Source organism: Bradyrhizobium sp. USDA 4451 (genome assembly GCF_054822585.1).
In genome coordinates this window covers 7,170,657-7,193,687 of record NZ_JBTRCH010000001.1, presented here as the reverse complement: position 1 = coordinate 7,193,687, position 23,031 = coordinate 7,170,657, and the positions used below count along the sequence as shown (strand labels likewise).

Annotated in this window: 22 protein-coding genes and 1 pseudogene; 15 read left to right on the top strand and 8 right to left on the bottom strand. The window is 63.8% G+C overall.

What is annotated here, in order from left to right:
- Window positions 1-24: 24 nt before the first annotated feature.
- The 5 genes from ACVMB0_RS33715 (at window position 25) to ACVMB0_RS33695 (ending at window position 4,612) form a co-directional block, all read left to right on the top strand.
- Window positions 25-501: a c-type cytochrome, methanol metabolism-related gene (locus ACVMB0_RS33715; RefSeq protein ID WP_456756482.1), complete on the top strand. Its 477-nt coding sequence runs from the start codon at window positions 25-27 to the stop codon at window positions 499-501.
- A 49-nt stretch (window positions 502-550) separates the two neighbouring features.
- A complete protein-coding gene (locus tag ACVMB0_RS33710; RefSeq protein ID WP_456753539.1) occupies window positions 551-1,660 on the top strand; it encodes an S-(hydroxymethyl)glutathione dehydrogenase/class III alcohol dehydrogenase in 1,110 nt (369 codons plus the stop codon).
- 33 nt (window positions 1,661-1,693) lie between these two features.
- On the top strand, window positions 1,694-2,257 hold the full coding sequence (gene gfa, locus ACVMB0_RS33705) for an S-(hydroxymethyl)glutathione synthase (protein ID WP_461348948.1): 564 nt from the start codon (window positions 1,694-1,696) through the stop codon (window positions 2,255-2,257).
- 183 nt (window positions 2,258-2,440) lie between these two features.
- On the top strand, window positions 2,441-3,394 hold the full coding sequence (locus ACVMB0_RS33700) for a hypothetical protein (protein WP_461348947.1): 954 nt from the start codon (window positions 2,441-2,443) through the stop codon (window positions 3,392-3,394).
- A 75-nt stretch (window positions 3,395-3,469) separates the two neighbouring features.
- Entirely contained in the window at window positions 3,470-4,612 is a 1,143-nt protein-coding gene (locus tag ACVMB0_RS33695) for an epoxide hydrolase family protein (RefSeq protein WP_461348946.1), read from the top strand.
- A gap of 241 nt (window positions 4,613-4,853) precedes the next feature.
- Here ACVMB0_RS33695 and ACVMB0_RS33690 read toward each other — a convergent pair whose 3' ends face one another.
- Both ACVMB0_RS33690 and ACVMB0_RS33685 read right to left on the bottom strand, forming a co-directional pair.
- Window positions 4,854-5,318, bottom strand: a complete 465-nt coding sequence (locus tag ACVMB0_RS33690; RefSeq protein WP_461348945.1) for a GNAT family N-acetyltransferase — start codon at window positions 5,316-5,318, stop codon at window positions 4,854-4,856.
- Between the two features lie 64 nt (window positions 5,319-5,382).
- The gene (locus ACVMB0_RS33685) at window positions 5,383-5,511 is read right to left on the bottom strand and encodes a hypothetical protein (RefSeq protein ID WP_456753544.1); all 129 of its coding nucleotides are present in this window, start codon (window positions 5,509-5,511) and stop codon (window positions 5,383-5,385) included.
- Between the two features lie 161 nt (window positions 5,512-5,672).
- On the opposite strand from ACVMB0_RS33685, the gene ACVMB0_RS33680 reads away from it, so the two are divergent.
- Window positions 5,673-6,248 carry an invasion associated locus B family protein gene (locus ACVMB0_RS33680; protein WP_456753545.1) on the top strand — a complete coding sequence of 192 codons (576 nt, stop codon included), beginning with the start codon at window positions 5,673-5,675 and terminating at the stop codon, window positions 6,246-6,248.
- Window positions 6,249-6,358: 110 nt separating this feature from the next.
- A complete protein-coding gene (locus ACVMB0_RS33675) occupies window positions 6,359-7,453 on the top strand; it encodes a hypothetical protein (protein WP_456753546.1) in 1,095 nt (364 codons plus the stop codon).
- Window positions 7,454-8,432: 979 nt separating this feature from the next.
- Here ACVMB0_RS33675 and ACVMB0_RS33670 read toward each other — a convergent pair.
- The 6 genes from ACVMB0_RS33670 to ACVMB0_RS33645 form a co-directional block, all read right to left on the bottom strand.
- Window positions 8,433-9,371: a GAF domain-containing protein gene (locus ACVMB0_RS33670; RefSeq protein WP_456753547.1), complete on the bottom strand. Its 939-nt coding sequence runs from the start codon at window positions 9,369-9,371 to the stop codon at window positions 8,433-8,435.
- Between the two features lie 285 nt (window positions 9,372-9,656).
- Entirely contained in the window at window positions 9,657-10,286 is a 630-nt protein-coding gene (locus ACVMB0_RS33665; protein ID WP_456753548.1) for a 2-hydroxychromene-2-carboxylate isomerase, read from the bottom strand.
- 506 nt (window positions 10,287-10,792) lie between these two features.
- Window positions 10,793-12,715 carry a flavin-containing monooxygenase gene (locus ACVMB0_RS33660; RefSeq protein WP_456753549.1) on the bottom strand — a complete coding sequence of 641 codons (1,923 nt, stop codon included), beginning with the start codon at window positions 12,713-12,715 and terminating at the stop codon, window positions 10,793-10,795.
- A 9-nt stretch (window positions 12,716-12,724) separates the two neighbouring features.
- Complete coding sequence (locus ACVMB0_RS33655) at window positions 12,725-13,498, bottom strand: SDR family NAD(P)-dependent oxidoreductase (protein WP_456753550.1); 774 nt, start codon at window positions 13,496-13,498, stop codon at window positions 12,725-12,727.
- Complete coding sequence (locus ACVMB0_RS33650) at window positions 13,495-14,139, bottom strand: TetR/AcrR family transcriptional regulator (protein WP_461348944.1); 645 nt, start codon at window positions 14,137-14,139, stop codon at window positions 13,495-13,497. The genes ACVMB0_RS33655 and ACVMB0_RS33650 overlap by 4 nt, the downstream gene beginning before the upstream one ends.
- Window positions 14,136-15,632: an AMP-binding protein gene (locus ACVMB0_RS33645; protein WP_461348943.1), complete on the bottom strand. Its 1,497-nt coding sequence runs from the start codon at window positions 15,630-15,632 to the stop codon at window positions 14,136-14,138. The genes ACVMB0_RS33650 and ACVMB0_RS33645 overlap by 4 nt, the downstream gene beginning before the upstream one ends.
- Before the next feature lie 171 nt (window positions 15,633-15,803).
- Between ACVMB0_RS33645 and ACVMB0_RS33640 the strand changes: the two are divergent.
- The 8 genes and pseudogenes from ACVMB0_RS33640 to ACVMB0_RS33605 all read left to right on the top strand — a co-directional run bounded on the left by ACVMB0_RS33640 (window position 15,804) and on the right by ACVMB0_RS33605 (window position 23,030).
- A pseudogene (locus ACVMB0_RS33640) lies at window positions 15,804-17,064 on the top strand (ABC transporter substrate-binding protein).
- 94 nt (window positions 17,065-17,158) lie between these two features.
- Window positions 17,159-18,061 carry a branched-chain amino acid ABC transporter permease gene (locus ACVMB0_RS33635; protein WP_461348942.1) on the top strand — a complete coding sequence of 301 codons (903 nt, stop codon included), beginning with the start codon at window positions 17,159-17,161 and terminating at the stop codon, window positions 18,059-18,061.
- A complete protein-coding gene (locus tag ACVMB0_RS33630) occupies window positions 18,058-19,077 on the top strand; it encodes a branched-chain amino acid ABC transporter permease (protein ID WP_461348941.1) in 1,020 nt (339 codons plus the stop codon). Before ACVMB0_RS33635 ends, ACVMB0_RS33630 begins: the two co-directional genes overlap by 4 nt.
- Before the next feature lie 2 nt (window positions 19,078-19,079).
- Window positions 19,080-19,838 (top strand): ABC transporter ATP-binding protein, encoded by a 759-nt coding sequence (locus tag ACVMB0_RS33625; protein ID WP_461348940.1) that lies wholly within the window; start codon window positions 19,080-19,082, stop codon window positions 19,836-19,838.
- A complete protein-coding gene (locus ACVMB0_RS33620) occupies window positions 19,835-20,551 on the top strand; it encodes an ABC transporter ATP-binding protein (RefSeq protein WP_461348939.1) in 717 nt (238 codons plus the stop codon). The genes ACVMB0_RS33625 and ACVMB0_RS33620 overlap by 4 nt, the downstream gene beginning before the upstream one ends.
- 27 nt (window positions 20,552-20,578) lie before the next feature.
- On the top strand, window positions 20,579-21,784 hold the full coding sequence (locus ACVMB0_RS33615) for a CaiB/BaiF CoA transferase family protein (protein ID WP_461348938.1): 1,206 nt from the start codon (window positions 20,579-20,581) through the stop codon (window positions 21,782-21,784).
- Window positions 21,785-21,797: 13 nt separating this feature from the next.
- Entirely contained in the window at window positions 21,798-22,574 is a 777-nt protein-coding gene (locus tag ACVMB0_RS33610) for an enoyl-CoA hydratase/isomerase family protein (RefSeq protein WP_461348937.1), read from the top strand.
- Entirely contained in the window at window positions 22,575-23,030 is a 456-nt protein-coding gene (locus tag ACVMB0_RS33605; RefSeq protein ID WP_456753560.1) for a MaoC family dehydratase, read from the top strand.
- The last annotated feature ends 1 nt before the right edge of the window (window position 23,031 follow it).

The following is a 23,031-nucleotide window of genomic DNA, read 5'->3' as shown; positions in this document are numbered from 1 at the left end:
ACTGCTGCGATCTTGGTCGTGGCAATGGGCGGAGTTGCCTCCGCCGAGGATGTGGGTGATCCGACCGCCGTCAAGAACGAAGACGGCAAATGGCTCGACAAGGATGGAAACCCGACGTTCAAGGTTACGGCCGACGGCACGGTGGACTGGTACACCTACTCGGGCTACCGCCGCTATCATTCGGAGTGCCACGTCTGCCATGGACCCGATGGCATGGGCTCGACTTATGCGCCGGCATTGAAGGATTCGCTGAAGACCATGAGCTATCCCGACTTCATGGGCATCGTTGCGAGCGGACGCAAGAACGTGTCCACGGCGCAGGAGAATGTGATGCCGGCGTTCGGCGATAACCCGAACGTTGCCTGCTACATGGACGACCTCTATGTGTACCTGCGCGCCCGCGCCAACGATGCGGTTGGGCGCGTTCGACCGGCCAAGCACGAAGACAAGTCGGAAGCCTATGGCAAGGCCGAAGACGCCTGCATGGGCAACAAGAAGTGAGCGTGACCGGCGCGAATGACAACCTGTTTGACGTCTAGTGGAGACCAAGATGAAGACCCGCGCCGCAGTCGCGTTTGAAGCAAAGAAGCCGCTCGAGATCGTCGAGCTCGACCTGGAAGGCCCCAAGGCCGGCGAGGTCCTCGTCGAGATCAAGGCGACCGGCATCTGCCACACCGATGCCTACACGCTGGACGGCTTCGACAGCGAAGGCATCTTCCCCTCGGTGCTCGGCCACGAAGGCGCCGGCATCGTTCGCGAGGTCGGCGCCGGCGTGACGTCGGTGAAGCCGGGCGATCACGTGATCCCGCTCTACACGCCGGAATGCCGGCAGTGCAAAAGCTGCCTGAGCCAGAAGACCAACCTCTGCACCGCGATCCGCGCGACGCAGGGCAAGGGCGTGATGCCGGACGGCACCTCGCGCTTCAGCTACAAGGGCAAGCCGGTGTTCCACTACATGGGCTGCTCGACCTTCTCGAACTTCACCGTGCTGCCCGAGATCGCGGTGGCCAAGATTCGCGAGGACGCGCCGTTCGACAAGAGCTGCTATATCGGTTGCGGCGTCACCACCGGCGTCGGTGCGGTCGTCAACACCGCCAAGGTGACGCCGGGCTCCAACGTCGTCGTGTTCGGCCTCGGCGGCATCGGCCTCAACGTGATCCAGGGCGCCAAGATGGTCGGTGCCGACAAGATCGTCGGCGTCGACATCAACGACTCCAAGGAAGCCTGGGGCAAGCAGTTCGGCATGACGCATTTCGTCAACCCGACCAAGCTGCAGGGCGACATCGTCCAGCATCTGGTCGGCCTGACCGACGGCGGCGCCGACTACACTTTCGACTGCACCGGCAACACCACCGTGATGCGCCAGGCGCTGGAAGCCTGTCACCGCGGCTGGGGCGTCTCGGTGGTGATCGGCGTCGCGGAATCCGGCAAGGAGATCGCAACGCGTCCGTTCCAGCTCGTCACCGGGCGGGTCTGGAAGGGCACCGCGTTCGGCGGCGCGCGCGGCCGCACCGACGTGCCGAAGATCGTCGACTGGTACATGGGCGGAAAGATCCAGATCGATCCGATGATCACCCATGTGCTGAAGCTCGAGGAGATCAACAAGGGCTTCGACCTGATGCACGAGGGAAAATCGATCCGTTCGGTCGTCGTATTCTGAAATCAAAACACCAAGCACTAGGAGGATAGGTCAATGACTGTTCATATCCACCCGTCGGTCGACAATGGCGTCAAGCAAGGCTCCGGCAGTTTTGCCGGCGGCACGCTGGTCTGCAAATGCGCGGACAAGAAGGTCAAGGTCGGGATCAAGGGCGACGTCGCCCACAACCACGCCTGCGGCTGCACCAAGTGCTGGAAGCCGTCGGGCGCCACCTTCTCGGTGGTCGCGGTGGTGCCGCGCGAGAACGTCACCGTGCTGGAGAACGGCGACAAGCTGAAGATCGTAGACAGCGCGGCGGTGATCCAGCGCCACGCCTGCACCGGCTGCGGCACCCACATGTACGGCCGGATCGAGAACAAGGGCCATCCGTTCTACGGCCTCGACTTCATCCACCCCGAGCTGTTCCAGGAGTCCGGCTCGGCGGCTCCGGGATTTGCCGCCTTCGTGTCGTCGGTGATCGAATCCGGCGTCAAGCCGGCCGATATGGCCGGGATCAGGTCGCGGCTGAAGGAGCTTGGGCTCGAGCCTTACGATTGCCTGTCGCCGCCGCTGATGGACGCGATCGCCACCCACGTGGCGAAGTCCAAGGCGGCCTAAACAAGGCGGCGTAAACAAGGCGGCGTAAAGAAGAGGGCGGCCTAAGGAAGAGGCAGCCGACAGCTGTGGCCTGATGGCCGGGCCCTGAAGAGATCCTGCGCCGGCAGCGGGCCTGCCGGCGAGGGATATGCTGGTAGTACCCGTGACCTTGAACCTTGCATGCCCTGCGGGCGACCACAGGGCATGCATTTTATTTTCCGCCTTGCCCTCGTCCTTTCCCCGATCTTGGTCCTCTCGCACGCCCGCGCGGCGTCGCCGGAGGACCGCTACATCGCCGCGCGCGACGCCGCGATCGCCAAATTCGCCAAGCTGTCGAACGACAACAAGATCGACGAGGCTGCCGACAAGGCCGAGGCGGCCGCGCGCGACGGGCTGAAGGCCCAGCTGGCGGCCATCCTGGCCGAGCCGTCGCGGCCCGGCTTTGCACCCGCCCAGCTCAACCTCGATACTCTATATAAGGGCGACATGGGGTTCGGCATGCTGGACGGCCTGCGCTTCGATGCCGACACCGGCCGCGACGGCACCAGGATCGGCGAAAAGCGCGCCGACGGCAGTTTCGTCGAGCCCAAGGCCCATATCGTCGTCACCACCGAGGCCCTGTTCACCCGCTGGCTGCATGAGCACAAGACCTGGTGGGACAAGGCCAGCAAGAACGTGCCGCAACAGGTCGAAGCGGCGCTGAAGTTCGAAGGCCTCTACACCCAGGCGATCTCGACCGATGCCGCGGTGATCAATTTCAACGCGCTGCCGGTCACCAAGCCGGCGTCGGCCAGTCTGACTTACGGCTTCCTGGCCGGCCGCACCCAGGATTCGACGCCCGAGGCCGCCGACGAGGTGTTTGTCGCTGTTCTCGCCAACGGCAAGTTCTATATCGCCTATGGCGAGATCGAGCCGACGGTGAAAGTCCCGGCGTGTACGGCGATCCATGCCGACTACAACAAGAAAGCCGACGATGCGGCCGACAAGCTCGCGCGCAAGCAGATCACCAGGAAGGAATATGACAAGCTCGGCGACCTGCGCCAGCAGGGCGACGATGCCTTCAAGCGCTGCTTCGTTCAGCAGGCGCCACAGCAGCCGGCTTTCACTGAGGCCACGAAGCAGGCCCAGGCGCTGCTCGAAGTAGCAATCGGCAAGTAGCGTCAGGCGGTGATTTGATCGGCTGACCGTCCGACCCTATCTTCCCTGGAAAGTCCTGCATCCCGGGGAGCCGCCATGACGATCGCCATCAGCCCGTTTCGCATCGCTGTCAGCGACGATGTCCTCGAAGATCTCCGCTTCAGGCTGCGCCGGACCCGCTGGCCGGAAGCCGAGCTGGTCTCCGACTGGAGCCAGGGCGCGCCGCTCACATGGATCAAGGACGTCTGCCACTATTGGGCCGAGAGCTATGATTGGCGGCAGCGCGAGGCGCGGCTCAATCGCTTCAGCCAGTTCACCACCGAGATCGACGGGCTCGACATCCACTTCATCCATGTCCGCTCGAAGCATCCGGAGGCGCGGCCGCTGATCATCACCCACGGCTGGCCGGGATCGGTGGTCGAATTCCACAAGGTGATCGAGCCGCTGACCGATCCGACGGCGCATGGCGGCAGCGCGACCGACGCGTTCCATGTGGTGTGCCCGTCATTGCCGGGCTTCGGCTTCTCCGCCAAGCCCATGGCGACGGGATGGGGCGTCGACCGGATCGCAAAAGCCTGGGCCGTCCTGATGCAGCGGCTCGGCTACGCCAGCTATTTCGCGCAAGGCGGCGACTGGGGCTCGGCGGTCACGACCGCGATCGGCGCGCAGGACGCGGCACATTGCGGCGGCATCCACATCACGCTTGCGATGTCGACGCGGCCCAATGTCGAGGGCCAGCCGACGCCGGAAGAGACCCGCGCGCTCGACGGCATCAAATATTACGCCGACTGGGATTCCGGCTATTCGAAGCAGCAGTCCACCCGGCCGCAAACGCTCGGCTACGGCCTGACGGATTCGCCGAGCGGGCAGGCGGCCTGGATCCTGGAGAAATTCTGGGCCTGGACCGATTGCGACGGGCATCCGGAAAACATCCTGAGCCGCGACGAACTGCTCGACAACGTCATGTTGTACTGGGTCACCGCGACGGCCGCGTCGTCGGCCCGACTCTACTGGGAAAGCTTTGGGCCGGGCAAGCGAACCCCGCACAAGGTCGCCGTGCCGACCGGCGTTGCCGTATTCCCCAAGGAGATCGTCACGCCGGTCCGCAAATGGATGGAGACCAACTTCACCAACATCCAGCACTGGAGCGAGATGCCGAAGGGCGGACATTTCTCCGCATTCGAACAGCCCGAGCTGTTCGTCGGCGAGGTGCGGAAGTTCTTCGGCACGCTGCGTTGAAGATAGAAGCTGCGGATGGGTGGAGCGACTTGTCCGCCGTAGCTCGAATAGCGAAGGCGGAAGGCAGAAGCGAAACCCATCATCGGTCCCGTGGGCGAGGTCGATGGGTTTAGCTGCGGATGGGTGGAGCGAAGCGGTACCCATCATTCTCGCCTCGAATCTGAGTTGATGGGTATCGCTTCCGCCTTCGCTCTTCGAGCTACGGCGGACAAGTCGCTCCACCCATCCTACAGGCCACGAACTACAGCAGTCCCCGATAAATCCCCGGCGCGGAGCCGTCGATGGTCACCGCGCCGACGGCCTTCTCATAGAATTCGGCCGGCCCGACGCCGCCGATGATGGCGTAGCCGAAGCCCTGGTGCTTCATGTCCTCGAGACAGGCGAACAGCAGTGCCTTGCCGATTCCAACCTGTTGCGCTTTCGGCGCGACGCCGGTCGGACCGAAGAAGTTGCGGCAGGCCGCGTCGTAGCAGGCGAATCCCACGATTGTCTTGTGCTGGGTCGCGATGAAGCACGATACCGGCTGGCGGCTGAACGCGACATCGGTCTCGCTCGCCCATGCCTCGCTGAATGTCTCGCGCACCCAGGCTGTGACCTTGTGCTTTTCGGGCGCGAGCGCCCGGCGCATGACGATTCCACCCTGCTGCAATCGATCATAGGCGGGCCGGGAATCGGGCAGGGCGTAGAGCTTGACGAGCATGTCCATCCGGCAAGCTTAGTTGAAAACGCGCCCGGTGGGCAAATCTCGCAAGAGCAATGGAGGCGCAGGACTACCACTTCCGCTGCTGCTTGTTCGAACCCCTGTTCGATGCCTTGGCCTCGCGTGCAATTGCCCAAAAATACCCGCCGCAGAATGCAACGATCGCAACAATCACGCTGGCGGCGATAAGCTCTTGCATGTCCGCGGTTCTCCAAGTAGACCTATCTCGGTTACGTGGGAATTATACCCACGAATTGTTCGCGTAAAGCGGAAATCGGTTTCGGGACGTTAACGAGGCGGAGCGAGTGCATGGTGAGGGTTACAGCGGACAGGCGTCTTCGGGCCATCGCAGCTCTCGTGGTGCTTGCAGCCGTCGGTTCGGCGCAAGCGGCTCGCACCTCCGATAAATCCGACGCCGGCGACACCGTCTCGATTCCAGTCGACTCGCGGCACCAGACCTCCGCGATGGATGGTGCGGTGCGGGCAGTCCCGCTCCCCAAGGGCGCTTCCGCGATCAGCGAGACTTACGGAGACTGGATCGTCAAATGCCAGCTCGACGGCGGTGCCAAGCTGTGCACGCTCGGGCAGACACAGCTTTCCAAGGAGACCAATCAGCAGATCTTCGCCATCGAGCTGATCGCCAGGGAGGGAAAAGCCGAAGGCAACATCTTGATGCCGTTCGGGCTGAAGTTCGACGCCGGCGCCGTCCTCAAGCTCGACGGCAAGGATCTGGAACAGACACGTTTCTCGACGTGTACGGCGCAAGGCTGCCTGCTTCCGGTCTCGTTTCCGACTGCCGTGACCGATACCATCAGCAAGGCGAAGACGCTCACCGTCGCTGCGCAGAACATCAGCAATGGGCAGGCTGTCGTCTTTAATGTTCCCCTCAACGGTTTTGCTGCAGCGCTGGAGCGCACCATCCAGCTTGGCAGCTGACCGCCTGGCGCCAGGTCTGCGTTCAGCCCCGGTTCACCCGGCCGGCATATTGTCGCGTTGCCGCGATCCGAATCTCTGAACCCACTTGCGGCTGGACAGAGGAGATTAGCGTGATCGCTCGATTGCTTGCCGCCGGAGCACTGTTGGCGGCGCTCTGGTCGGCGGATGCGCGCGCGCAAGGCGCCTCTGTCGGTGTCAATGTCATCAATCCCTATGTGCTCAGCGTTGCCGATCAGGACGCGATGCTGGCCCACATCCACACCGCCGGCGTGCGGGTGATCCGTGCCAGCCTGACGCTCGACGCCAAGGGCGTCGATTTCGCCGAGCGGGCGGCACAACACGGTCTCAGCGTGGAGTGGCTGATCTATCATTTCGGCGGCTACGATCCGTTCGGCAAAAAGCCGTTGTCTGCCGCGGACCCGCAGCAGTTCCGCGAGACCTTCGCGCCAATCCTCGCGGCGATCGAAGCCAAGGGCATCACCCTTGCCGCGTTCGAGCTCGGCAACGAGATCAACCTCTCCGGCACCAATCCGGAGTTCGTGGCCCGGCACGGCAATGCGCGGCAGCTCAGCCTGGACGACCTCGATCATGACCCGGAGGGCAAGCAGATCGCCAAGGGCTTCCTGCAATATCTCAAGGTGATGGCGGTGCTGAAGGATGTGCGGGACCACTCCACGCTGAACCGGCACACGCCGATCACCACCGCAGGCCTCGGGACCTACGACCAGGACGATGGCCCGCTGCCGAACTGGGCCAAGGGGGATGTCGTTGGCATCAACACCACGCTGCGCTTCATGCGTGCGCACGGTCTCGATACGCTGGTGGATGCGTATGGCATCCATGTCTATCCGGACAATCATGAAGGGACGGCGATCAGCGCGGCGCGCAAGGCCAAGCTTGCCAAATACGATCTCGCCGAATGCCGGCCGCCGGGCGGCCTAGCGGGCAAGCCATGCTGGATCACCGAATGGGGGCTCAACAACAACGCCGCGAATTGCCCGCTCGATGACGCGAGCCGCGCCCGCGTGACCCGCGAGATGATGGGCGACTTCGCGCCTTATGCACAACGCGGCAGCCTCGCCGGGCTTGTCTATTTCGCCTGGACCGGCACGCCCGGCTCACCGCCGCTGTCGAGCGCGCTGTGGCGCTGCGGTGCGATGTCCGAGAGTGGCAAGGTGGCTCTCGACGCGCAGTTGCTGAAGTAGACTGTGCGGCATGACACGGTGGCGTGGTCACCACACTTGCATCGTGCGAAGATTCCGAGCCAACCTGGTACGGGCTGTTAGCGAATTTCATCCGGCAGAGGCGTATCGGCTGGCCGCCGTGAAACCTTCGCGCTGTTCGGCGAAGAGGTGATCCCGCAATTGCCGCGCGCGCAGATCGACCGATCGCGTGCAAGGCTCAATATCGGGGCTGATGGAGGCACCTGCGACAAATCACCCCGACGGGCAAATCAGTGCTTCCGTCGTCGGGCAAATCAGTGATCCAATTCCGTCCGTCTCACCCGACACGAGGGGCGCTTCGCGGTCGTCACGAACGTGGGTCGAGATGCGGTGGACGCCGATTGCGCAACTGACGAGTGCGCATGAGGCGGACGGCGAAATCGTGCAGGCCTGACGCCCTAGTGGCAGGTGTCTTTTCCGATTGCGCAATGCGCGTTGCGAAGACGGTGACAACAAAGCCAAGTCTCGCCGGGGAGAGCACGTATAAGCCGTAAGCCATCGCGCAGGGAAAGCCGGATTGCTCCGGTTACACCTGTGGTCCTACCCCCCGTGCTTTCTACCCATTGCACGGGGCCCATGGGTGCGATCGGCACCCGGCTTTCCCTGCGCCCTCACCAACGGAGAGGGCGGAACGAGAAGCAAGACTCGGACAAATCATGTCGCGAGAATGCAAAACTGCGTCCTCATCCACAACTGTCATCGCCCGGCTCGCCGCCTCCGCTAAAGCTTCGGCGCGCCACGGACTGCTTGCCTCGTCGAAGCCTTGGCGTAGACGGGACCGGGCGATCCAGTACGCCGCGGCTTCTCGACTCAAGCACCGCTGTCTCTGGAATACTGGATCACCCGGTCAAGCCGGGTGATGACACCACGTTGTTGGGAATCTTGTGGCGAGAAACACCTGTCGTCCCGGCTTTTGCCGAGACAACCAATGTTGCGGAGGCGACATTTGCAAACGCGACAACTACAAATACCACGCCAGTACCGCCTTGAGCCGGGCGTTCTCGATCACCGGCAGTGCGACCATCTGGTCGAGGCCGGAGGCGCGCGCCGATGTTGCCGCAATCGATTCATCCTGCTTCAGATGTTCGGTGAGCGCGGGCATGCCGGTCGCCCATGCGCCGCCGATGCTGCCTTCGCCTCGTCGGATCGTCGTCGTTGCATAGAGTTTGGCGAGATCGGATTGCTCGCTGCAATCGCCGGCGCGGAACAGCAGCGCCGAGCGCTGCTCGTTCGGCACCCAGATCTCGAACCGGCGGGCGATCGGTGTCGCCTGGGCCGACAGGAATGTCACAACCCAGGTCTGATCGCCGATGGTGTAGGGAATGCCGACGCCGCAATTGATGCCGATCTCGGATGCGTCCTCCCAGCGCAGGAAACTCCTGGAATTGTGCAGGTCCTTGATGATCAGCGGCATGCCCGCCTTCCAGGTCCGGCCGGGCAGACCGAAGCCGCGCGGGAATTTGGTGTGACGCGAGTTGAACTCGAACATGTCGGCGGTGCCGTAGTAGCCGTCGACCAGCGCCATCTCGTGGGATCTGTCGGGGTCGTTGTGCCAGAGCTCGATCGCGCCGACATGCTTCCTGTCGTCGCCGCAAAGCAGGACCATCACCGCCATCAGAAATTCGCCGGCGAACACCGGAAGCGCGACACCGCAGGTCAGGCCGGCTTCGATCGCCTCGTCGGCTCGCTTGAAACAGGAGTTGGCGAATTCGGTCAGGATGACCGGATGGCGGCTGGCCCAGGCCTTGCCGGGAAGGCCCTCGTCATAGGCGAACAACGCGTTCTCGCTGACGGCGTTGAACTCCGCGAACTCGCTACTGGAGAGGCTGCCGCCGAATTCGAGCCGCGTCCGCGTTCGATCGGGCACCCACAGTTCAACAACGCGAATGAAGGTCTTCATCGCACGCACCTGCCGCCTCGCTGTCGACTAGCATCGGTGAAGTCACGGCAAAACGTGCGCTCAAATTGCGGGCAAGCGCCGCCCAAAGTTGATGCGAAGGCCCGATTTCGTCTCAGTTCCGATACGACGGATCGGCCCGGTCGAGCTTGCGCAGCAGCGCCGGCCAGGCGAGTTCGCCGTTGCGCGCGGCACGCCCGGGCTTCGGCAGCATCCGCTCATAGGTGTCCTCGAGGATGCACAGCGGCGGATAGAAGGGTCGTAGTCGAATTCGAGACGGTTGATGCCTTACGGCCGGTACCTGCTGCCGAGCGCAGACGCGATCGACTCCGGATTTCTGATCCGCTCAACCAGCATATCGATGCGGTCGCCGCCCCAGAACAGTTCGCCGTTGAATACCATGCTGGGCACGCCGAACACGCCGAGTGCCTCGGCCTCGTCGATGATGCGATCGTGCTCGGCGCGGGCAGGGCCGTGCACATAGGCCTTGAATGCTTTGGCGGAGCCGCCGATCGCGGCGATCACGCCGGAGATCGCCGCGAGGTCGTCGATCTCGAGCTCGTGATTCCAGAACCTGTGGAACACCGTGTCGTGATACGGCCGGAACAGCCCGTGACGCTGCGCGAACAGCATCCCGGCGCTGGCGTAGAACGCGTCGTAGATGCGGCGCGGGCCCTTCATGGTCAGCCCCTGTGCGTTGGCGAACCGCCGCGCGTCCATGTAGGAGTAGCGCACCTTGCGCCAGAAGTGCGGCGTGCGCGCCTCCACCGTGCCCATGAATTCGGGAATGCGCAGCGTGTAGGGCAGCCATTCCAGTTCGACGCCGCAGGCCTCTTCGAGCTCGAACAGCCGCTTGTTGGCGACATAGGCATAAGGAGATTTGTAGTCGGTGTAGATTCGGACCTTCGGCTTTTCCATCAACGTTCCTCGTCGCGTCAGAGCAATTGTTCCCGATCCCGCACGATGGCGCAATGCGGCGGGGCGACAGAGGGACGATGCGCAAACGAGTGGGCCCCGGTGCAGTCAAGCATCGCGGGGCCCTGCTACTTCGTTTTAGCGAAGGATCTCTGGTTTGGACCAGTGGTGTTTCGGGACCTAAAAGCGCTTGGCCTTTGCGCTCTCGTCCTGCGGATATGTTCAGATTGTCGGCGGTACACGCGGCTAGCAGCTGCTATCAGCCTCAACGTGCACCAAGACCTTGCCGCTGAGCAAGGTCACTGGCTTGCGCCGGTGGCGTCATGCTCCTCTCCAAGAGTGGGCCGACGGACGTCTGTCCGCTTCTGCTGCCTGGCGGCCGATCCCATAATCGTCCGTCAATTCCTGCGACGCGAGGAGCAGGCGCTCCAGCACCCCAACAGGTGCAGTCGGCGAAATGCTGCGGCAGTTATGGCCGCCTGTCAAGTTAACGAGCCAGGGAATTCAGGTCAGGATCCCTGTCGCGACCTGGTCTGTCGATACGCGGTGAGGTCCGGATCGTGCGTCATTTTCCAGTAGTCGACGAACCGCCACGGCATCGCCGAGAACACCCGGCCGCTGCTGTTGCGGTAGTAGGTCGTCATGCCCGGATGCGTCCAGATCAATTGTTCATGCTCGGCATCGACGTTGCGGATGTACGCATCATGCGCGTCGGGATGCACGTCGATCGCGGCGATGTCGTTCTCGATCATCTCGACGAGGCAGGCGGAGATGTAACGGCTCTGGCATTCCGACTGGAAGATCACGCTGCCGCCATGCGCCGGCCCCGAGTTGGGTCCGAGCATCAGAAACAGATTGGGGAAGTCAGGCACGGTGAGGCCGAGATACGCGGTCGGATTGTCGTGGCCCCAGACCTGCTTGAGGTTCTTGCCCTCGCGCCCGGTGATGTTGAGACGCGCCGCCATTTCCGAGACCTTGAAGCCGGTCGAGATCACGATGACGTCGTGCCGCCGCGATGTGCCGTCGGCCGTGACGATGCCGTCTGCCGCGAAATGATCGATCTTGTCGGTGACCAGCTCGACATTCGGCTTGGTCAGCGTCTTGAACCAGTTGTTGTCGAGCAGGATGCGCTTGCCGTAGGGCGGATAGGTCGGCATGCACTTCTCGATCAAATCGGGGCGATCCTTCAGCTCGGAGCGGATGAAGTCGGCCAGTTCCTGGCGATGCCGGTCGTTGCCCTTGTTGACGGCGCGCTCGGGATGCGGCCAGGCCGGGTCCTTGCGCAGGAAAGGCAGCAGCCCGTCGCCGTAGCGCCAGAACATGTTGAAGCGATACCACTGCACATAGAACGGCACATGGGCCAGCAGCCACTGCGCGCCCTCGGTGATCGGATCGGAATAGCCCTTCACCGGGCGCGCCCATTGCGCGGTGCGCTGGTAGACGGTGACCGAGGCGACGCGGTCGGCGATCGATGGCACCAGCTGCATCGCGGTCGCGCCGGTGCCGATCACCGCGACATGCCTGCCGTCGAGCTTGATGTCGTCGGACCACAGCGCCGAATGAACCTTGAGGCCGGTGAATTTCTCGTCTCCCGCAAAGCGGGCGGGCAGGGGATCGTTGAGTTGGCCGATCGCGCTGACCAGCGCGGTGGACTCGAAGCTCTCTTCGCCGCTGGCGGTCCTCAGCGTCGAGATCCAGCGCTGCCTGCGTTCGTCCCAGCGCGAGGCGACGAGCTCGGTCGAGAGGCGGACATGCTCGCGGATGTCGTATTCGCGGACGACCTTCAGCAAATAGTCGAGCAGCTCCTGACGCTGTGCGAAATAGCGCGTCCACGGATTGCGGGCGCCGAACGAGAACGAATAGGAATGGTTCGGCGTATCGACGCCGCAGCCGGGATAGCGGTTGACGTACCAGGTGCCGCCGATCTCGTCCTGCTTCTCGACGATGGTGTAGGGGATGCCGAGCCGTCCGAGCGCGACGCCGAGCGCGATCGCGCATACCCCGGCGCCGACGATCAGCACATGCTGCTGCGCCAGCTTTGCGTCGGACGGAGGCGTGCGCCAGCGCGCATCGCGCGGGACGAAGCCCATCTCCTCCCGCATCAGCGGCGCATACTCCGGGGTGACGTTCTCGCCGAGCGTCGCGCGCATCATCCTCAGCATCAGCTCATCGCCGGGATCGGTGATGGCTGGCTTCGGCGTGCCGTTGGCGAACAGGTTCAGCACGGCGGCGCGGATTTCGTCCTGGATCTCCTTCGGCACGCCGGCGTCCGGATCGGGGATCAGGCGCACGTCGCGCTTCGGCTTGTAGGGCGGCTCGAGCCACTTCTCGTCGCCGGTCATGTGCACCAGCACCATCAGCAACACACGGATGTCGCCCTCGGCGATGGCGGAGGACAGATCGAGGTGTTTGCGCGGAAGCTCGATATTCATGCCTCGTCCTTAGCTCGCTGGTGCGTCGGGCAGACCGCCATAGGCGGCCCAGGTGGTGCCCGCGATGTAGCCGGCGTCGACCGGCAGGTTGATGCCGGTGATGCCGCTGCTCTGCGGCGAGAGCAGCCAGGCGATCGCCTGCGCCACCTCGACCGGCTCGACCAGCCGGTTCATCGCGGTCGGGCGCGCCAGCTGATCCTTGTTCAGCGCGCCCGATGCGATGCCGGCCTCGAGCGCGGCCGTGCGTGTGAAGCCCGGCGACACCACGTTGACCCGCACGCCCGCGCGGCCCCATTCGGCGGCGAGCGTCTGCGTGATCTGGATGACGCCGGCCTTCGCTGCGGTATAGGCGTGGATCGGACCCGACGTCATGCCGGCCACCGAGGCGACGTTGACGATCGCACCATGCCGCCGCTTCGCCATGCCGATTCCGACGCTGCGTGCGACCAGAAAGGTGCCACGCAAGTCGATATTGACCTCGCGGTCCCACTGCTCCATCCGCACCCGCTCGATCGTGTGCATCTTGCCGAACACGCCGGCCGCGTTGACCAGGCCCGTGATCGGCCCGTGCGCCTTCTCGATGTCGGCGACGCCCGTGACCACGGCGCTCTCGCTCGCGACGTCGAACGGCGCCGGCCAGAGGATGGCGGTCGTGCCGACCAGCGGTTCGGGCGCGATATCGACGATGACGACGCGGTGTCCCTGATCGGCGAGCAGCGTCGCGGTCGCCGCGCCGATGCCGCGGCTGCCGCCGGTGACGAGGATGGTGCCGTCAGCGCTCATGACTTCTTTCCCTTGTCGCTGGTGGTGAACAGGCCGCGGGTGACCAGCTTTTGGTAAGCCGTGATCACGTAGTCGGGCACGGCGGTAACGCCTTGCTCGGAATAGGAATAGCGCCGGCTGAGATAACCGCGCGCACCCATCAGCACCTGGACGATGGCCTCGAATTCCTCGTCGCTGAAATTGTTGGTGGCTCCCGCGGTCCGCGCGCGCTGCAGGATCCGGACATAGGCGTTCGAGATATTGTCGAAGTGCTTCTGATAGCCGATCGGCGCGAAGAACTCGGCTTCGTTCAGGATACGGAGAAACTCCGGCACCTCGCGGATGAAATCGAAGAAGGCGCTGAAGCGCTCCACCTCCTGCCGGGCTTCGCTGGCGGTGCCGGTGCGGGCATGGATGAAGCGGACCATGTCGAGGCCGATCTTCGGCAGCAACTGGTCGAGCAGTTCCTGGCGGTTCTCGAAATGATTGTAGAAGGTGCCCTGCGCGACGCCGGCGGCCTCGGTGATGCGCGCCACCGAGGCTTCGGCATAGCCGTATTTGCCGACGATTTTGGTCGCGGCGTCGAAGATCTTCTGCTTGGTCCAGGCGTTGCGCTCGACCCGGTTGAGCTTTGTCACTTTGGCGGATGTCGCTTGTGTCATGCGTTAGCCTCGAGTTCGGCGCGGAGCACGCGTTTGAGCACCTTGCCGGATGGATTGCGCGGCAGGCTGTCGCGGAGGATCAACTGCCGCGGCACCTTGAAGCTAGCTAGCCTTGTCCGGCAGAAATCGGTGAGATCGGGCAGATCGAGCTTGGCGTCATCGGCCAGCACCACGATGGCGACGGGCTTTTCGCCCCAGCGCGCATCCGCCAAGCCGATCACCGCGACCTCGCGCACCCCGGGCATCTCGTAGATGACGCGCTCGACCTCGGAGGAGGCGATGTTCTCGCCGCCGGAGATGATCATGTCCTTCTTGCGGTCGGTCAGATAGAGGAAGCCGTCCTCATCGAGATAGCCGATATCGCCGGTGCGGAACCAGTCGCCGAAGAAGGCGGCTGCGGTCTTCTCCGGATCCTTCCAGTAGCCCTGCGTGACCTTCGGGCCGCGCAGGCAGATCTCGCCATTCTGGCCGGCGGGCAGGCGTTTGCCGGCATCGTCGCGGATCTCGATCTCGACGTGGGCGATGGCGCGACCGGTCGAACCGATCTTCTCGATCTCGCGTCCTGCTTCCATGAAGGTGTCGCCGCCACAGCTTTCGGTGAGGCCGTAGGCATCGATGTAGCGCGCATTCAAAAAATAATCCGAGAAGGCACGGATGCGGGCTTCCGGCGTCTTCTCACCGCCGCCGATCGCCCATCGCAGGCTGGAGACGTCGTAGCGGTCGCGGTTCGGGCACGTGAGGAGAGCCGTGGTCATGACCGGCGCGAACCACGCCGCGTTGAGCTTCTCGCGTTCGATCGCGGCGAGCGCCGGTTCGGCTTCGAAGGTGCGGTGGATGCACAGCATGCCGCCATGCCAGAGCACGGCGATGCCGGGCAGGTCGAGCGCACCGACATGATAGAGCGGTCCGACGACAAGCAGCCGCGTCCCGGCGTTCAATCCCAGCACCAGCGTCTGGTCGGCGGATTTCCAATAGATGTTCTCGTAGCTGAGCATCACCCCCTTGGGACGATCGGTCGTGCCCGAGGTGTACATCAGCCGCATCAGGTCGCGCGGCTGCCGCACATGGGTCGGCGCCGGCGCGATATCGGGCGCCAGGTTGGTGATGCTGGACTGCGCGACTTCATCGAGAAGTACGACGGGTGCATCGCCGGCCGCGATTGCCGCCAGCTCCTCGTCGGCGACCAGCAGGCGCGCGCCGGCATTGCCGACGATGTAGCCGACCTCATTGGCTGACAGGCGATAGTTGATCGGCAGGAATATCGCGCCGATATGGCTGGTCGCGAACACCAGTTCGAGAAAGGCGGTGCTGTTCTTCATCAGGACGGCGACCACGTCGCCCGGCGCAATCCCGCGTGCGGCGAGCCAGCCTCCGACCTGGCGGATGCGCAGATCAAACTCGGCGTAGGAGACGTCCTCGCCGCGATATTTCAGCGCACAACGGTCCGGAGTCCGCCTGGCATGAAATGCGATGAAGCTGGAAAGATTGATCATTTGCCGCTCGTCGGGCCGATTCCGGCGCCGTTTTCTCCCTTGATGAATTGTGAGTCGTAATTCATATTTGGCTTGACGTCACCCCCCTTGCTCTGAAAACATCTCGGCCATGGAGACGAAACGATCTCCGACAGGGCTTTTGGGAACGCGAACCCGACAGGGAGGGGAACGATGACGAGGACCCGAAAACCGGGCATCAGCCGGCGTTCGACGCTTGCGCTGATGGGCGCCGGTGCGATGACTTTTGCCGCGCCATGGGTGGCGCGTGCGCAAGCCAAGACGATCAAGATCGGCATGCCGACCATTCTGTCGGGCCGCGTCGCGCAGCTCGGAACGTCCTCGCGCAACGCGGTGATGCTCGAAGTCGAGAAGGTCAATGCCGCCGGCGGCCTGGCCGGGCGGCAGATCGAGATGGTGATCCGCGACTCCAAAGGACAGCCGCAGGAAGCCGCGCGGATCGCGCGCGAGCTCGTCAACACCGACGGCTGCGAGATGCTGCTCGACGGCGAGGCATCGTCGGGATCGTTCGCGGTTCACGAGGTGGCGCGCGACCTCGGCGTGCTCTGCATTCACACCTGCTCGGAAGCCTCGTCGCTGACGGCCGATCCCAAGCAGCACATCCCGAACGCCTTCCGCTGCGTGCGGCAGGGCATTCATGATTCGATCGTCGGTGCCGGCTATGCGGCAGGGATCGCCAAGGCCAAGGGCCTGAAGAAATGGGCGACCTGTTCGCCCGACTATGCCTATGGCCGCGACACCACCGGCGAATTCGTGCTGTACCTGAAGAAGTTCGCGCCCGATGTCGAGATCATCAGCGAGTCCTGGCCAAAACTGTTCCAGCCCGATTACACCGAGGTGGTGACCAAGATCCTGCAGGCCAAGCCGCAGGCGATGTATTCCTGCCTGTGGGGCGGCGATCTTACCTCCTACATCGATCAGGCCAACATCTACGCGTTGTTCACCCCAGATGGAAGTGTTCGCGGTCAACATGGCCGACTACACCGCGCTCACAGTGGTGAAGAACCTGCCCAAGGGCATCCACTCCGGCGACCGCTACATCAAGACCTTTCCGGCGACGCCGGAGAATGCGGCCTGGGGCGACGCCTACAAAGCGAAGTACGGCGAGTACCCGACCAACTGGTCGTGGCAGAACGCAACCGCGGTGATGTTCCTCAACGAGGCCGTCAAGAAGGCGAATTCGACCGATGGCAAGAAGGTCGCGGAGGCTCTCACCGGGCTCACCATCAAGTGCCCGTTCGGCGCCGACGGCACCGTCACCATGCGCGCCGATGATCACACGCTGGTCGGCTATGCGATCGGCTGGGGCACCACGATCCCGCAGGAGCCCTACGTTCCCGACGTGAAGGCCGGTGACTGGAAGACCATCTTCGAGCTCGAAGCCGAGTGGAAGAAGAGCAAGGGCTACACCTGATCCGCCTGCGAGGCGGAGGCACTCGGCTGCCTCCGCCTTCGATCTGATGTTGATCGCGCGCCGGCGTTGCGGCCCGCCGTAATGGAAGATTCTCGTGGACCTCGACGCGCTCGCCAGTTGCTTCGCCAGCCCTGCCTGCCTGGTGACACAGACCACCAGCGGCCTGATCATCGGCATGCTGCTGTTCCTCGTCGCCGTCGGGCTGACGCTGATCTTCGGCGTGCTCAAGGTGGTCAATTTCAGCCACGGCGCCTTCTATATGTTCGGCGCTTATTTCGCGATGACGGCCTACCAGCTCACCGGCAGCTTTGCGCTGGCGATCCTGAGCGGCGCCGTGGGCACGGCGATCCTCGGCCTGATCTTCGAGCGCGTGTTCATGAGCCGCGTCTACGGCCGCGATGTGCTGATGCAGCTTTTGGTGTGCTACGCCTTCGTGCTGATCTTCGACGATGTCGTCCGCATGATCTGGGGGCCAGAGTTCAAGTCGATGGGCATGCCGGCCGCATTCCAGGTCCCGCCGCTGTTCATCGCCGGCGGCGTGGTGCCGCCATATTATCTGCTGCTGATCGGCATGGCACTCGCCGCTGCGGTGGTTCTCGGGCTGGGGTTGGCGCGTTCCCGAATCGGCAAGGTGATCCGCGCGGCCGCCCATAATCCCGGGATGGTGTCGGCGCTCGGCATCAACACCGGGCTGATCTATGGCGGCGTGTTCGCGCTCGGCGGCATGCTGGCCGGATTGGCAGGCGCGCTGGCGGCGCCGGTGCGCTCGCTGACGCCGGGCATGGGCTTCTCTGTCCTGATCGAGTCCTTCATCGTGACCGTGATCGGCGGCATGGGCTCGATCCTCGGCGCGTTGATCGGCGCGCTGCTGATCGGCCTGATCCGCTCGTTCGGATCCCTCGGCTTCCCGCTGTTCACCGAAGGGCTGATGTATCTCTTCATGGTGATCGTGCTGGTGTCGCGTCCGACCGGCCTGTTCGGCAAGGAGGTCGCATGACCGAGTTGCAGGCCGGGCAGCAGGCGCAACCGCTCGAGGTGCCCCGGATCGACGCCAGGCCGCAGCGCTATCGCGATCTTCTGATCGCGCTCGCGGCGTTCGTCCTGCTCGCGCTGCTGCCGCTGCTGTTCGGCAGCAAGCAATTGCTCGACTTCGTGATCCGCTGCGCCGCGTACGGATTGTTCGCGACCTCGCTCAACCTCCTGGTCGGCTACACCGGACTGATCTCGTTCGGGCACGGCATGTTCTTCGGCCTCGGCGCCTATGGCTTCGGCCTCATGATGCAGAAGACCGGCGTCGCGATCCCGGTCGCTTTCGTCGCCACGCTGGCAATGACCTTCGTCGTCGCCGTCGTGATCGGCGCGATCTGCGTGCGGCTGAAGGAAATCTACTTCGCCTTCGTCACGCTGGCGTTTCAGATGCTGATCCATTCCACCATCCTGTCGTGGCAATCGCTGACCGGCGGCGACCAGGGTCTGCGCGGCGGCATTCCGCGACCGCCGTTCCTCGGTATCGATCTCGCAAACCATCTGCATCTCTACATCACGAGCTGTGCGCTGCTGGTGATCGGGCTGTTCCTGATGCGCCAGATAGCGCAGTCGCCATTCGGCTACACGCTGCGCATGATCCGCGACAACGCCACGCGGGCGAGCTTCATCGGCATCGATGTCTGGCGGGCGAAGCTGACCATCTTCGTGCTGGCGGCGCTGTTTGCCGCGACCGGCGGCATGATCATGGCGCTGTTCGTCTCGGGCGCCTATCCCGAATTCGCCTACTGGACGATGTCGGGCGAGGGCATCTTCATCAACATGCTCGGCGGCGTGACCACCTTCCTCGGGCCGATGGTCGGCACCATGCTGTTCCTGATCCTGAATGACACCGTTACCCGCCTAACCGAGTACCACGGCATTGTGCTCGGCATCGTGATCCTGTTCTTTGCCATCGGCTTGCGCAAAGGACTGATGGACTTCGTCGTCGAATGGTTCGCGCAGCGACGCGGCGAGGAGCGCGGTTAGCCATGCTGGAAATTCGCGGGATTTCGAAATCCTTTGGCGGCGTCAAGGCGACCGACAACGTCTCGCTCGACTTTGCCGATGGTTCGCTCACCGCCGTGATCGGCCCCAACGGAGCCGGCAAGAGCACGTTTTTCAACCTGATCACCGGCGCGCTGCGGCCCGATGCCGGCCAGATCCTGCTCGACGGTGTCGACTTGGCGGGCAAGACCCCGCCGGAGATCGTGCGCCACGGCATCGGCCGCGCCTTCCAGGTCGCGAGCATCTTCCCGTCGCTGACGGTCGAGGAGACGATGCTGGCTGCGGTCTGTGCCGATCAGCGCCGCGCCGGCGTGATGCATCGCCGCTTCCCGTTGGCCGAGACGCGCGACCGCGCCGAACATGCCATGGAGCTGCTCGGCCTCGCCGGCAAGCGCAACAGGACTGCCGCGACGCTGTCGCATGGCGACCAGAAGCTGCTCGATATCGCGCTCGCACTGGTGCTCGATCCCAAGGTGCTGCTGCTCGACGAGCCGACCGCGGGCATGGGGACCGAAGAGCGCTGGCGCATGATCGACAAGGTGCGCGAGCTCTGGGAGACGCAGAAGATCACCGTCGTATTCATCGAGCACGACATGGATATCGTGTTCAAAATCGCGCCGCGGATCGTCGTGCTCTGCTACGGCCGGATCCTGGCCACCGGAACGCCGGACGCGATCCGCAGGAACGAGGCCGTCATCGAAGCCTATCTCGGCAGCGACGACCATGCGGGAGCGGTGGCATGAGCGCGCAGCCCGTGGTGCAGGTCGAAGACCTCGATGTTTACTATGGCACCAGCCAGATCCTGTTCGGCGTTGGCCTTTCCGTGCGGAAAGGCGAGACCATGGCGCTGCTCGGCCGCAACGGCGCCGGCAAGTCGACCACCATGAAAGCGATCATGGGGCTGGCGCCGGCACGCCGCGGCAAGGTGAGCTTGCGCGGCCAGGTGGTGTCCGGAATGCGGCCGCATCACATCGCGCGGGCCGGGCTCGGCTTCGTGCCGGAAGACCGCCAGATATTCCCCGAGCATACCGTCGAGGACAATCTCGTGATCGGCCAGAAGAAGGGGCCTGATGGCGAGGATGAGTGGTCGATCCGCCGGGTCTATGACGTGTTTCCGCTGCTGGAGCCGTTGCGGTACCGGATCGCCGGGCGGCTGTCCGGCGGCGAGCAGCAGATGCTGGCGATCGCCCGCACGCTGATGGGCAATCCGGTGCTGCTGCTGCTGGACGAGCCGAGCGAGGGATTGGCGCCGATCATCGTGCAGCGCATCGGCGAGCTGCTGCGGCAGCTTCGCGGCACCGGTGCCACAGTCTTGATCGCCGAGCAGAACATGCATTTTTGCCTTGGCCTTGCGAGCCACGCGACGGTTATCGACAAGGGACAGATCGTCTACACATCCTCCATCGAAGAGCTGAAGGCCAACGACAACATCCGGCAGCGCTATCTCGCGCTGTAGGGGCCTTCGAAGCTAACGGGAGGACAAATGGCGAGCGAACGCAAGCAGGCGCCGACGCATGAGGCGCCCTATCGCGGGCTGAAGGTGCTCGATTTCGGGCAGGGGATCGCCTCGCCCTATTGTGCGATGCTGCTCGGTGTGTATGGCGCCGACGTCATCAAAGTCGAGCCGCCGGAGGGCGACTGGTCGCGTTATCTCGGCACGACCTACGGTAATCACACCACGCTATCGGCGGTCTACAATCGCGGCAAACGCAGCCTGTGTCTCGACATGAAGCACAAGGACGGCATTGCGATCGCGCAGAAGCTGGCGCGCGAGGCGGACGTGCTGATCGAAGGATTTCGACCTGGGGTCGCGGAGCGGCTGGGGCTCGGCTATGAGCGCCTGTCTCGCGACAATCCGGGCCTTGTCTATCTCTCGGTCAGCGGCTTCGGGCAGAGCGGACCTTATTCAAAGCGGCCCGGCTCGGATTCGGTGGCGCAGGCGTTTTCGGGGCTGGTCTCGATCAATGTCGGTACCGACGGGGTGCCGCATCGGGTCGGCACCACGATCTCCGACGTCGTCACCGGCGTCTATGCATTCCAGGCCATCGCCACGACGCTGTTCGCGCGAGCGACGGTCGGCACCGGCCGCTGGATCGATGTCAATCTCTGCCAGTCGACGTCGGCGCTGCTTGGCCACAAGGTCGCGGAGTTCATTCTTGAAGGCGGTGCGCCGCGGGCGCTCAATGTGCCGGCCGGCACCTACCAGACGAAGGACGGCTGGATGATGGTGACGCTGGTGAACGAGCCGCAGTACAAGCGGCTGTGCGGTGCGGTCGGCCGCGAGGATCTCGCCAGTGATCCGCGCTTCGCCGATTTCGCCCGGCGTGCCGATGCCGCCGACACGCTGATCCCGCAATTGCGCGAGGTGTTCCTGACCGAGGCGACGGAGACGTGGCTGACCCGGCTGCACGCCGCCGATATCATCGCGGAGCGGATTCTTAATCCTGGCGAATGGCTGCGCAACGCCCATGTCGAGGCGACCAGGGCGTCGGTGCGCCAGGATACGCCGGGCATCGGCGCGGTGTACTCGCCGCGCACGCCGGGGATCGCGAGCCTGTCCGAGGATCATCTTTGTCCGGCGCCAGACATCGGGCAGGATAGCCGAGCCGTGCTGATCGAGGCCGGATTTGGCCCGGCCGAGATCGATGTCCTGCTGCTGTCCGGCGCTGTGCGGCAAGCCAGGAGCTGACGGGAGGCAGATCATGAGCAAGGAACTCGTCCGTTACTCGGTCACCGGCCAGATCGCGGAGATCGTGCTGGATCGCGCGCCGGTCAATGCGCTCAGTATCCCTCTGATCGACGCATTGCTGGCGGCTTTGGCGAAGGCGCGCGATGATGATGCCGTGCGCGCTGTCATCATCAGCAGCGCCCACAAGGTGTTTTGCGCCGGCCTCGACCTCGACATCGTCAGGGGCAAGCCCGCGATCGAGACCAAAAAATTCCTGGAGCGGCTCTATTTCGCGCTGAACGATACGCAGTACCGCATCGGCAAGCCGACGCTTGCCGCGATCGACGGTGCGGTGCGGGCCGGCGGCATGACGATCGCAATCTCTTGCGACATGATCATCGCGGGCGACAGCTCGACCTTCGGCTATCCCGAGATCGACGTCGGCCTGATCCCCGCGATCCATTTCGTGCAGCTGCCGCGGCTGGTCGGCAAGCACCAGGCGTTCGGCCCGCTGTTTCTCGGCGAGCCCTTCGATGCGGCAACCGCTTTTCGCATGGGCTTGCTCAGCGAAGTTGTTCCGAAAGGCACCGCGCTCGCGCGCGCCCGCGAGATCGCGCGCAAGCTCGCAGCCAAGTCTTCAATCGTGATGAAGATCGGCCGCGACGCCTTCATGCGCGCGGTCGATGCCGATTTCCGTCGTTCGGTCGAGAACACGGCGGAAAGCTTCGTGGTGGTCGCCTCGACGGAGGACTGCCAGGAAGGGCTGAACGCGTTCGTCGAGAAGCGGACGCCCAACTACAAGGGACGGTAAATGGCTGGATTGTATTTCGAGGAGTTCGAGATCGGGCAGGAATTCCATCACGCGTTCAGCCGGACCGTGACGGAAATGGACAACACCATGTTCAGTTTGCTGACCATGAACCCGCAGCCGCTGCACCTCGATGCGCATTTCGCCGAGAAGACCGAGTTCGGCCAGCGGCTGTTCAACAGCCTCTATACGCTCGGCATCATGATCGGCATGAGCGTCTACGACACGACCTTGGGAACCACGGTCGGCAATCTCGGCATGACCGACGTCAAGTTTCCAAGGCCGGTGTTCCACGGCGATACTTTGAAGGCGCACACGAAGATCATCGGCAAGCGCGCCAGCAAGTCGCGGCCCACCCAGGGCATCGTCGAGTTCGAGCACACCATGACCAATCAGCGCGGCGAGGTGGTGGCGAGCTGCCGCCGTACCGGGCTGATGCACTGCAAGCCAAAGGCATAGA